The organism is Nocardioides lacusdianchii (assembly GCF_020102855.1).
Taxonomy (GTDB): Bacteria; Actinomycetota; Actinomycetes; order Propionibacteriales; family Nocardioidaceae; genus Nocardioides; species Nocardioides lacusdianchii.
The window spans coordinates 22,526-34,006 of sequence record NZ_JADHZD010000026.1 but is presented as its reverse complement, the minus strand read 5'-3'; the positions used below and the strand labels follow the sequence as shown (position 1 = coordinate 34,006).

General features: G+C 66.4%; 11 protein-coding genes. 6 read left to right on the top strand and 5 right to left on the bottom strand.

The features are described from left to right. Positions 1-705 (top strand): GyrI-like domain-containing protein (locus IRX98_RS21365; protein WP_308045710.1); only part of this gene is annotated, 705 nt, incomplete at its 5' end. Positions 706-1,426: 721 nt separating this feature from the next. Here the strand turns inward: IRX98_RS21365 and IRX98_RS21360 are convergent. Further along, a complete protein-coding gene (locus IRX98_RS21360; RefSeq protein WP_224280268.1) occupies positions 1,427-2,065 on the bottom strand; it encodes a hypothetical protein in 639 nt (212 codons plus the stop codon). Positions 2,066-2,512: 447 nt separating this feature from the next. On the opposite strand from IRX98_RS21360, the gene IRX98_RS21355 reads away from it, so the two are divergent. The 4 genes from IRX98_RS21355 (at position 2,513) to IRX98_RS21340 (ending at position 5,724) form a co-directional block, all read left to right on the top strand. Continuing rightward, positions 2,513-4,141, top strand: a complete 1,629-nt coding sequence (locus IRX98_RS21355; RefSeq protein WP_224280265.1) for an ABC-F family ATP-binding cassette domain-containing protein — start codon at positions 2,513-2,515, stop codon at positions 4,139-4,141. Between the two features lie 385 nt (positions 4,142-4,526). Then, positions 4,527-5,054: a TetR/AcrR family transcriptional regulator gene (locus IRX98_RS21350; RefSeq protein WP_224280263.1), complete on the top strand. Its 528-nt coding sequence runs from the start codon at positions 4,527-4,529 to the stop codon at positions 5,052-5,054. Beyond that, positions 5,051-5,404: a DMT family transporter gene (locus IRX98_RS21345; RefSeq protein WP_224280261.1), complete on the top strand. Its 354-nt coding sequence runs from the start codon at positions 5,051-5,053 to the stop codon at positions 5,402-5,404. Before IRX98_RS21350 ends, IRX98_RS21345 begins: the two co-directional genes overlap by 4 nt. Then, positions 5,404-5,724 (top strand): DMT family transporter, encoded by a 321-nt coding sequence (locus IRX98_RS21340; protein ID WP_224280259.1) that lies wholly within the window; start codon positions 5,404-5,406, stop codon positions 5,722-5,724. Before IRX98_RS21345 ends, IRX98_RS21340 begins: the two co-directional genes overlap by 1 nt. A gap of 244 nt (positions 5,725-5,968) precedes the next feature. Here IRX98_RS21340 and IRX98_RS21335 read toward each other — a convergent pair whose 3' ends face one another. From IRX98_RS21335 to IRX98_RS21320, 4 genes are all read right to left on the bottom strand, one after another. Continuing rightward, positions 5,969-6,970, bottom strand: a complete 1,002-nt coding sequence (locus tag IRX98_RS21335; RefSeq protein WP_224280257.1) for a CU044_5270 family protein — start codon at positions 6,968-6,970, stop codon at positions 5,969-5,971. Further along, a complete protein-coding gene (locus IRX98_RS21330; RefSeq protein ID WP_224280255.1) occupies positions 6,967-7,587 on the bottom strand; it encodes an RNA polymerase sigma factor in 621 nt (206 codons plus the stop codon). The genes IRX98_RS21335 and IRX98_RS21330 overlap by 4 nt, the downstream gene beginning before the upstream one ends. A gap of 334 nt (positions 7,588-7,921) precedes the next feature. Continuing rightward, complete coding sequence (locus tag IRX98_RS21325; protein WP_224280253.1) at positions 7,922-8,272, bottom strand: GNAT family N-acetyltransferase; 351 nt, start codon at positions 8,270-8,272, stop codon at positions 7,922-7,924. A 171-nt stretch (positions 8,273-8,443) separates the two neighbouring features. Continuing rightward, on the bottom strand, positions 8,444-8,944 hold the full coding sequence (locus IRX98_RS21320; RefSeq protein ID WP_224280270.1) for a nucleoside deaminase: 501 nt from the start codon (positions 8,942-8,944) through the stop codon (positions 8,444-8,446). A 172-nt stretch (positions 8,945-9,116) separates the two neighbouring features. Here IRX98_RS21320 and IRX98_RS21315 point away from each other — a divergent pair, with 172 nt between their 5' ends. Continuing rightward, entirely contained in the window at positions 9,117-11,165 is a 2,049-nt protein-coding gene (locus IRX98_RS21315; protein WP_224280251.1) for a hypothetical protein, read from the top strand. The last annotated feature ends 316 nt before the right edge of the window (positions 11,166-11,481 follow it).

Genomic DNA, 11,481 nt, shown 5'->3' with positions numbered 1-11,481 from the left:
AGGCTGACGTACCAGGCGAGCCCATCCCGCACCGGGTCGCTCCGCGAGCCCATGGGCTCGCGGAGCGACCCGGCGCGAGATACTCGACCGGTGAAGGTCGACTTCAAGAAGTCGCACGACGCGTACCGCGCGCGTGCCGGCGAGTTCAGGGTCGTCGAGGTGCCCAGGATGAGGTACCTGATGATCGACGGTCGGGGCGACCCCAACACGTCCCAGAAGTACGCCGACGCCCTCGCATCCCTATACCCGGTGGCCTACGGATTGAAGTTCACCAGCAGGCGGGAACTCGATCGCGACTATGTCGTCCCTCCTCTAGAGGCGCTGTGGTGGGCCGCAGACATGACCTCCTTCACGTCCGCGCGCGATAAGTCCCAGTGGTGCTGGACCGCGATGATAATGACGCCTGACTGGCTCACGGAGCAGATGTTCGCTGACGCTGTGAGCGCGGCGGCCGCGAAGCAGCGCGGGGTGAGGCTTGAAGACGTACGGCTGGAGAGTCTCGAGGAGGGTCTCTGCGTGCAAACGTTGCACGTCGGGTCCTACGACGATGAGGTCGACGTCCTGGCTGAGATGCACGGGCAGTTCGTTCCCGGTGCAGGTCTGCGGATGACCGGGAAGCACCACGAGATCTACCTCAGCGATGCGCGGCGGGTCGAGCCGTCGAGGCTGCGCACGATCTTGCGACAACCTGTCGAGCGGGCGTAGCGGCTGCAGGGTGGGGCCGCGGGATCCCCCACACGCTCGTCAGTCTTCCCGGCATCTCGACAGAAATATCGCCGAGGACCGCTAGCGCTTGCCGTCGTAACCAGGAGCTAGTGAGCGCCCGAAGGCCCGGCGGGAACCTTCGGTGAGATCTGGCCCAAGCCTCTCCACCTAAACGCCGGGACCAGTTCGGGATCCCGCAGCGGCTGCAGCTACACGGTGCCGAATCGCACGACGTAGCGCCTCTGCCAGGGCGTCTCGACTGCCCGGCGGTCGTAGCGCTCGCGTACAAAGGCGACGGCATGATCGGCCGGTACGCCATCCAGCACCGCAAGACAGGCGAGCGCAGTGCCTGTCCTGCCGCGCCCTCCGTTGCAAGCGACCTCGACTCGCTCGCGCCCGGCTCGACGCCACGCCTCACACAATGCGTCCCACGCGTCAGCCTTGTCGACAGGCAACCGCAAGTCCGGCCAACGAACCCATCGCTCTTCCCAGTCCATGGGCGGCGCCGGGGGCCTGCTCAACAAGTAGAGGCCAAAGTCCGGAGACACACCATCAGGCACCGGCTGCCGCAGGCCACGGCCCCGGACCGTTCGACCGGACGGCAGACGAAGCACGCCTAGAGTGGTCGGGCACCAGGTTTGGGTCACAGCCTCAGCGTATGCAGCGGATCGGCTCGTGGAGCGCGCCAGTGCACGATCGGCTCGTGCCAGTCGACGCCGAGTCACACTCGTCGCGCAATCAGACTGTCGGGGTGTCCACCGACGACCTGTACGGCGGCTCCGCGCATCTGTTTCTCGATTCGAGGTCGCTCCGTTGGAACGGCGAGCCACGAGTTGTACAGGCCTCGCAGTGTGGTGATCTGGTGGCCATAGGGGTCGTCAGTAGTGCGGTAGGCGCCATACCAACAAACGCACGCCGACGCGATGATGGGCGGGATCTCGTCGCGGACGAGCCGGCTCAGGTGCACGCGGTCGGCCAGCATGAGTGCGCCGACTCGACCCGGCGTTGCCACGAGTGTCCCCACCAGCTGATCGCGCAAACCCTCAACGGTTCCCTCCGAGGACGGGTCGGAGTCAGCGATAGCTGTGCGCAGCGGGCCACTCAGCCCCTCCTGAAGTTCGTCACGGGCAATTGAAGGCAGCGCCGTCACGCCCGCTTCGGGCAGCAGCGTGTGAGCCGCTTGGAGTACCAGCGCTGCCCTTGCCGGCTGAGCCAGACGAGGGTCCACAAAGCTGACCCCGCGTCGGCGCGTCAGGTCCCGCCATACACCCTTCTCCAAGTTCAAGAGCATGCGCTCACGGTGCCACCCGCCGGCCAGTGGGCGCATCAGGGAAGTCACCCAATCGGCTTCGGCGTTCATGGAATGTGTCGCCAGAACCTCCCCCGAAGCACCTCGTCGTGGGTGTCTGCGACCCGGTACGGGATGGGCTCGCGGAGCGACCCGGTGCGGGATCCGTTTGCGGCGATCCAGTCGACAAGTCCTCCGACCGTCGCCGTACGAAGTTCTGTACGGCGGTGCCTGGGTGGATCACAACAGCGTCGAGTAATCGGTTGGCAACACGTCGCCTGCCGCTCGTAGAGTCCGCACCATGAGTTTCTGTGCGAAGCCCTGGTTCGTCCGCTGACGGCGGCCGAACCCGACTGAGTTTCTCGTCCGCCGTCCTGGCCTATGCCGGGCGGCTACGCGTGCTGCCCGGCTCCCTGACGAGCTGAGAGAACACGCATGCTTCGCACTGACCCTTCTTCCCTTTCCTCCGACGCTCCTGCCTGGGTAACTCGCGGATTGCCTGCGGGTACCGCTGCCCACGTGCGCGCAGAGGGCATCGCTGTGTCCCTTGGTGAGCGCTCTGTCCTGGCCAGCGTCGACGTGACGGTCTCGAACGGCTCACGGTTGGCCGTGGTCGGCGAGAACGGCCGCGGCAAGACGACTCTGTTGCGCGTCCTGGCCGGCGATCTCTCGCCGGCCGGGGGCGCGGTGACGCGCATCGGCACCCTGGCCCTCGTCGGGCAGACCCTCGACGTCGACAACGATCGCACCGTCGGGGACTTGCTCAAGGATGCCGTCGGCGACTCCCTAACCGCTCTTGACCGACTGGACGCCGCGACCGAGGCGCTGGCCGCCGGCGAGGCTGGAGCCGAGGACGCCTATGCGCAGGCCCTCGAGGTCGCCACGGTCCTCGACGCGTGGGACGCCGAACGACGTATCGACGTCGCTCTCGACGGGCTGGGCGCCTGCACCGACCGGAGTCGGCGACTGGCCACACTCTCGGTGGGGCAGCGCTATCGAGTGCGTCTGGCCGTCGTGCTCGGCTCGAGCACGGACCTGCTGCTGTTGGACGAGCCGACCAACCACCTGGACGCCGAGGCGCTTGCCTTCCTGACCCGACGACTCCGCGAACACCCCGGCGGACTGGCCGTGGTCAGTCACGACAGGGCACTTCTGCGCGAGGTCGCCACGACCTTCCTCGACCTGGACCCAAGCCGCGACGGTCTTCCCCGCGAGTACTCCGGCGGGTACGACGGCTGGGCCGAGGGCCGGCGCCGGGAGCGCGAGCGCTGGGAGCAGGAGCACGTAGCCCAGCAGACCGAGCGCGCCGAGCTCCAGCAGGCCGCGGAGGACGCACGCGGCCGTCTCCGCACCGGTTGGCGCCCGGACAAGGGGACGGGCAAGCACCAGCGAGCCACCCGCACCGCCGGGGTGGTGCAGGCCTTCAACCGCAGGGTGGAGGATCTCGAACGCCACCGCATCACCGTGCCCGAGCCCCCGCGGCACTTGTCCTGGCCAGATCGGCCCATCCGGGCCAATCGCCCAGTCCTCGACGGCCATGGGCTGGTCGTCGACGGTCGACTCGAATCCCCGGTCGACGTGTCGCTGACGAGCGGCGGCCGGCTGCTGCTCACCGGACCGAACGGCGCCGGCAAGTCCACTCTCCTCGCCGTACTGGCTGGTCAGGTCGAGCCGACACATGGACAGCTCCGCGTGCACCACGGAAACCGAGTGGCGCTGCTGTCGCAGGAGGCGCCCAGATGGAACCCGGACATTACCGCCTACGAGACCTACCGAGCGCACACGGACCGCTTCCAGGCACACGGAACGCCGGGGCAACCCCCGTCCCTGTCCGCCCTCGGGCTACTGGACGCGGCGACGCAGCGTGTCGCGGTCGGCCGGATGTCCCAAGGCCAGCAGCGCCGTCTGCACCTGGCGATGTGCCTGGCCGCGAAGCCCGACCTGCTGATGCTGGACGAACCGACGAACCACCTCTCGATCTCCCTCGTCGACGAGCTCACTCAGGCGCTGACAACAACCTCCTGCGCGGTAGTCGTCGCAACTCACGACCGGCAGATGCTCGCCGACCTTGCGACGTGGCCTCGTCTCGACCTGGGACAGCAGGAAGTCGACGACGCGTTCCCGAACGAACAGTGCGACGGGGGTTAGTCCGCAACGGGTCTGCGTGCTCGACGTCGGGAGGCGCGAACCGTCCCGCAGGCCGAACGAGCTGCGGCGACGATTCGGCCCCGAACCTGTCGGAGCGATGGATTCGCCGCAAGCGGATCCCCATCCGGTTAGCGAGACAGAGACGACCTAGCGCAGCTTTGAGTTGCTGTGCGAGCCGCTTGAGGTTCGACTTGCGGGACAGGCATTCCCTCCCGGCGCACTCGCACGGCAGCTGATGAGCCAAACGCATTCACCTCCTCCACCCGAGCGTCACAACCCGCCACAAGGGCGATCGCGAGCGTACAGACTTGCTTACTTAGCCAACCAGTCGGTATAGTAACGGCTTGTGCCTACATCTCGATCAGCCCCCGCGCACCGGCCCTCAATGCGTGACGACATGGTCGCCAGCACTCTGACTTTGGCGCGCACCGGCGCTTCGGTCTCGCTGGAGTCCGCCGCCCGCGCCGCCGGGGTTACCAAGGCGGGGTTGATGTACCACTTCTCGACCAAGCAGGCGCTGATGACTGCCGTCATCGACCACCTCATGAACCAGTACGAGCACGAACTGACCCAGCGGCTCACATCCGATAACAGCACAGCACCGACAACGACGGCGCGACTCGTCGCCTATCTCAATTGGGTGTGCGACGGACACTTCGACCACGGAGACCTCGTCATGTTCACCGACCCCCGGCTACGTGAGCCACTCAGCGCGCGCTGGAACGAACGCATGGGCGAGTGGGTCCACATCCCCGAAACGCTGCCCGCAAAAGAAAGGGCACGGTTCCACGCCGTGCGCCTCATAGCCGACGGCATCTGGCTTAACTCGGCCAGCAACGGCATCTCTCTCACCGACGAGGACCGAGACGCGGTCCAAGCACTCGCCCACCAACTCCTCCAGGAGAACTCATGACCAAATGGCTGCTCCTCGCTGCGGCCATCCTCAGCGAAGTCACCGGCTCCCTGTCCCTCAAAGGCGCCCTCGACCGTCCCGCGCTCTACGCTGTCGTCGCCATCGGCTACATCGCGTCGTTTGCGTTCCTCGCGTTGGTCCTGCGGCGAGGCATGGCACTGGGCGTCGCCTACGGCATCTGGGGTGCACTCGGCGTCGCCACTACCGCAGTCATGTCGTCATTGATCTTCGACGAGACACTCACTGCCCTAATGGGCCTCGGCATCGCCCTCATCATCGTAGGCGTCCTCACCGTCGAACTCGGCTCCCAAGCCGCCCACAAGAACGCTCCCGCGAAGGAGTCCATCTAATGCAGTGGTTTTTCCTGGCCGCAGCCATCGTCTTCGAAGTCACGGCCACCATCTCCTTGCGGATGGCGGCTACCGGACAGCGCGCCTACTACGCTGGCGTAGCCGTCGGATACCTGGCCGCCTTCGCGTTCCTCACACTCACCCTCAACGAAGGCCTTGGACTCGGTGTCGCGTACGGCATCTGGGCAGCCTCGGGCGTGGCCCTCACCGCGGTCGCATCCAAGGTCTTGTTTAAGGAGCCTCTCACCCCACTCATGCTGGGCGGCATCGCCCTCATCATCAGTGGGGTACTCCTCGTCGAACTCGGCGCTGTTCACTAGAACCGCTCCGTCGCCTATTCAGTGCCGCGTGCGGCAGGAGCGAAAGCCACCGAAACCATGCTGGGTGAACCGAGTGAGGATGCGTCCGCTGAAACGTCTACCTCGAGGTCCGCGCACAGCAGCGTGCGCGCCGGCCATCCGTCCCGATAGCCGATCCCGCACTGGTCACGCTCCGCGTTGGGATCTCTCCTGCGCACGTGGGCGCTCGTCAGGCATGGAAGCGCCCGCCTACGCGCAGAGGGCCTCAGGCGGGGCGTGCGGGGACGGTGCCGGCTTCGTCGACGATGCCGCGCTCCAGGATCGCCGTGGCGCCGAACAGGATGTCGGGCGAGCCGTCGGTGTGGGTGAACCAGCTGCGCATGCCCATGAGCTCGTAGCTGTCGGGGTCGAACACCCACGTGGTCCGGGTCCGGAACGCGGCATCGGCGCGGCTGACGCCGATGCCTTGGCGGCCGAGAGCGTCCGTGGCGTCGCGCTCTACCTCGACGCCCGGGATCAGGGTGGTGGCGCGGTAGAAGGCTGCCGCGGTCCTCGGCGGCACCGCCTGCTCGTTGACGAGGTTGCCGATGAGCTCGAAGACCGCCTGCTCGGGCTCCTGGCGCTCTACGGTCCGTGCCTCGGCGTACAGGACGTCGAGGAGCGCGTCGGGGTCGGTGGGCAGGGAAGCCAACCAGGCGTACGTCGGCCGGCCGACGCCAGCCGCGGCGGGGCCGCTGTAGTCGATCGGCCAGTCCTGGCCGAGCTCGCGGATCACGTCGTCGTCCCAACCGTAGGGTCCGGTGTCCTGCCCGAACCAGACCTCCCGCTCGTGCACCTCCCCGAGGCGGACCGGACCGCCGAGGCGACCGTCGTTGGAAAGCACGGCGCTCCTGGCGTAGACGAACTGATCCTCCCGCACTTCGAGGGTGGGCGCTGCCAGTGCGGCCGTGGCTGCGCTCTCCAGCACCAGGGTGGCGGCCGGGGCCGTGGCGACCGCACGGTCGCGAGGCGAGGGGGAGCGTGGATCGGTGGCGATGTCGTCGATGGCGCCCCAGGTGAGGAGCGCGAGGATCGTCGAGCAGGCGACCAGGAGTGCGGGGGCCGCGACCCGGCCGGTTCGGCGTGCTCCCCGATCGTGGTCGTCGATGGCCGTGTGCACTCGACGAGCCAGTCGGGCACGGTGCTCGGGGGACAGCGTGATCTCCGTCGGAGGGGGGAGCTGGCGGCGCAGCTCGAGGAGGTCGCGTGTGGAGTCGTCAGCGGTCATGGTCGTCCTCCTCGGACGGTCGGGATGCGGGTCGGGGTGCGGGTCCAGGTGTCGGTCTCTGCCTCGTCCGGCGGGTCGTCGATGATCGCCCGGAGACGGGCGCGTGCCCGGGACAGCCGCGACCGGACCGTCCCGACCGGGACGCCCAGGGTCTCCGCGGCCTCGGCGTAGCTCAGTCCCGACCACACGCACAGGGCGAGCACCTCGGTCTCGCTCCGGGTCAGCAACTCAAGTGCCCGTGCGGTCCGGGCGAGGGTGTGCGCGTCGTCGAGGCGCTGCGCGGTGCTGTCGGCGAAGTCGGGGACGGTGAGGTCGTCGGGCGCTCGTGCCAAGAAGGTCAAGAGGCGACGACGGCTCCGGGTGGCGTTGAGGGCTTGGCGCGTGGTGATGGCGAGCAGCCAGGCACGGAGCGGCCGGTCGTCGTCCGCGAGCCCGTCGCGGTTGCGCCAGAGCGTCAGGAACGTCTCGGAGGTCACGTCCTCCGCAGTGGCCCAGTTCGCGGTCAACCGGTGTGCCAGGGTGAAGACGCCGTTGACGTGCTCGGCGTAGACGCTGTCGAAGGCGGCCTGGTCGCCGCCCCGCAGCCGTCGTCTCAGCTCGCGATCCTCGGTGCTCACACCCGTAACTGTCCGTCAGCGCGGTGCAGTTCCCTGTGTTGCGTTCCTTGGGTCCTGAACTTTGCCCGTTGCGTCGTGGGCGCGTACGTCTGAGCGGTCGGGTGCGCGGCGACTGTTGCAGGTATGTCTCCGTCGACGTCCGAAGTTGCGGCGACGCCCCGAGGCGCAGCGCATTTCTGCACAGCGTTCCGGGCCGGTCGGTTGCACCGGTCGCGCGCTAGAGAACGAGCTTCATCCGCGGAGCAGACGTCAGGACGAAACCCGCCTTGTCGTAGAGGCGCCGCCCTTCCTCTGTGGAGCTGAGGTCCACTCGATCTGCGTTGATTGACTTGGCTCACTCGATGACGTCAGCGACCAGGAGGGTCCCGTATCCGCAACCCCGGTGCTGGGGGACGGTGATGACATTGGCGAGCCGGACGGTCCGTCCTCGAGGGCACATCGGGTTGGGAACGCCCAATTCAAGAGTGCCAATTGCGGTCGCGACGATCTCGCCACCTCTGTCGATAACCGGGAAGCGAGCGGCGTCGGAGTCGTCGACGTAGCGGGCGAACCACTTGCGAGCGTGGCTCCTCCATGGCTCGTCGTCGTGAACGCCGTCCTCATCGAAGAGCAGGCCCCATAAGTACAGCAGTTGTGCGCCGTCGTCCGCGGTCGCGACCCTGAGGAAACTACTCGGACTATCCACTGGGCGATCCTAGGTGGCCGAACAGACGGGTTGCGCGGACCTGGTCTGCCGCGATCCGCGCATCCCGCAACCCGATCCCTCTGTGGCACGCCCCGCGTGCCGATCCATGCACGGTCACGCTCCGCGCGACGTTCGGTCTACGGTGCGCCTTGATCAGTGGAGACGCGTGCATCAGAGCGCCGCGAGTCCCGCCGCCCACCGGCGCATCCCAGCCGGGCCGTTGCCCTCGGCGTAGCGCCCGAACAATCGCTGCGAGCGAGCGCGATGGAATCCGGAGCGGATGTCACTAGGTCGGGCGAAGAATGATTGCTCGACCGGCGGCTGCCACTTGGACAAGAGGTCGACGCCTCCGTCGTTCGGGGACTCCAATGCATAGTAGACCCGCCCGACCCCGAGAGTGATGGCAGCGCCGAGGCACATCATGCAGGGCTCGAGATTGACCGCCAGCACGAGTGGCTCGTCCGGCTGGTCGAAGCCGAGTTCCATATCGGCCTGTTCAAGCGCCAGCAGGTCGGCATGCACGATCCGCCGTCTGAGAGTCCGCTCCTGAGTGAAGGCTTGGCCGAGCACGCGGTCGCCACTCAGCACGACGGCGCCGATGGGCATCTCGCCGTTGGCCAGCCCCTTCTCGGCGACGTCCAGCGCGAGCGCCACAGCATGTTCAGGCGTCATCACGCGGACCATCGTGCCCTACGAGGGCATGGTGACTAGGAGCGTGACCAGTGCGGGATCCCGCTATGGTTCACGCCTGCCTGAACGACCGGGCTGAACTGGGATCCGAGGTCCAGGCGTGCCCATGGCGCGGCCCGATGCTTCGCGATCCACTCTGGCCTAGAGTCGCGCCGTGGGCGGCGCAGCAACCAACTCTGGCATCGACTTCCAGTCGCGAGTCGGAGCACTCGCGATGGTCTCAATGTTTGCCGAGCTCGATGAGCTTACGGCTCTCGGCGCCGCCAGACATTCGGGCATCGAGAGCGTGCAGTTCGAGACGAACGACAAGGTCGACGATGTCGCGCTGACAACGCGAGGCGGGCGCGTGTTTGTGCAGGCCAAGCGAACGATCAGTGTCTCCAAGGGCGGAGATTCTGAGTTCTCCTCAGTGATTCGACAGTTCGTACACCAGCACATCACCTCGCCCGGCGACGATGCGTTCGTCCTAGCTACGACCAGCGCGGCCTCATCACGAGTCACAAGTGACCTCAGGACCCTGACGGAGGCGGCACGTCTCAACCGAAATCACGCCACCAACCCCGCCACCAAGAACGCGAGAGAGGTCCTTGCGACCACAAGCACCCTCATCGATCTGCACTACGCCGCGCTCGCAGGCAGAGAGATCTCCGACCACGAGCGCTCCGCTATCTTTGCCAAGATCCACGTGCAGGTGCTCGATCTGGAGGACGGCGCACCGCTGGAGCGAGCCATCCTGATCGCCTTGGCTGCCCGGGGCGTGCCGTCGGCCAACGCTGCTTGGGCAGAACTGGTGAAGCTGGCACTCACACTGGCCAAGGACCGGCTCAGCATCGACCGAACTGGGCTCTTGACTCGCATCGGTCCGGTGCTGACACCCAGTGCCGATGCGAACGCTGAAATGGCCGCAGAGTCGGCGATGCGCACCGCACTAGATGGCGATATAGGGGTTGCCTACGAGTTCGTGCTGCTGCAGGACCTTGATGGGCTGGTCGTCAGTGTCTTCTTCAGGTTCGACGATAACGGGGCGAAAGTCCTCCATTTCAAGTCGGACAGCGTCACGCTGCCGGACGGCACGGCCCATACCGTGATCGCACGGACCTCCAGCATCGATGGACTCGCACGGATCCTGACAGCAGACCCCGCCCTCGTGGAGCATGACGTCGTTCTTGACATTGGTCGACCCGTCCTAGAGAACGAAGAAGCGATCACCCAGTACCGGTCCGAGCTACGCCAACGCCTCTCCGACAACTCTGACCTTCTGAGCTGCCTACGGTGCAGCCGCCCCGTGGCGGAAGACCGAGCCCCGTACATCGAGATAGACGAGGTCGACGAGGCATCCGAAGTGGGCTTGATCCACTCGGCTTGCAGGCGTCCTACCTACCGTGTGCTCGGCGCTCTGGGAGGTGACACTCTCGCTCAGAACGACTGGCTGGGAGACTTTGACTATGGCTTGTGGCTCCGACAGATTGTTGGCGGGCAAGGGATGTTCAACGACATGTCCGCGGTGCAACGGTCCAAGCGCGCCATGGTTTCCTGGAACCCCTCTCGATCTCATCTGTCGGTAGGAACCTGGGGAGTAGCGCTCGTGCACGCCGATGGCAACGAGCACTTCACGACGAATCGAGGCGTGGTCGAATCGTTCACCAAGGACCAGGCCGAGAGAGTTGCTCAGTTCATGCAACAGGAGCTATCAGCGGCTGCTGCGGCGGGTGACCCTTCCTGCGTCTCGGCCGAGACTGGGGCATCCGGTAGGTACTCCCAACTCCTCGAGTACTTCGCACACGAGGGGACCCCGATCGAGATCGTTCGCGCAGAACCACGAGAACTCTCCAGGGCTGCCATCAACTCCGGTCGGCGGGTCGAGAACTACTACGCGCCGCTCCTCGCCTTGATCGACGTCGAGACGAACGAACCGTTCGAGCTCGGCGATGCTCTCCTGCTTCTCACCGATCCGCTGCGGTTGCCAGACTTCGTCGCCAATTGGACCGCAGCAGGAGCCGACGTCCCGACGCTGGCCACTGCGATCATCCGTGACGATGCGCAGTTCGATGCGCTTGTCGCGGGCTACGCCCTGAGGTCCGTCCGAGTGGTCGTCAATGCGCTCCTCAAGCGTGACGGATCCCTGGCCTCCGGCGTTATCCTTGCGCCAGAGCTCCTGTGGCTCCAGGGCTACAGCAACCCTTTCGACGACGACGCGACCTGACGCCTCGGCCCCGCGTTGCCTGCGAGCCGCCAAACGAACGACGTGGGGTGGCCCGGGGGCGCGCGTCAGGGCTAGGTGAGCTGATCACCGGAAGGCGATCCCGCACCGGTGAGGAAGCCAGGTGCAGCACCCATCGGACGATCCCGGAGGGTTCGGTCGATCCACCGCGGCGGCGCTAGCCGAGGCGCGAGGCAATCTCAAGCAGCGCTGGACCCCGATCGACCTTAGACGACTGCCCTGGTTCATCGGAGACTGGCCGATCACCTGACATCACCCAAGTAGATCGACTTGTCGTAGGCAAAGTCTCGCTCGGGCA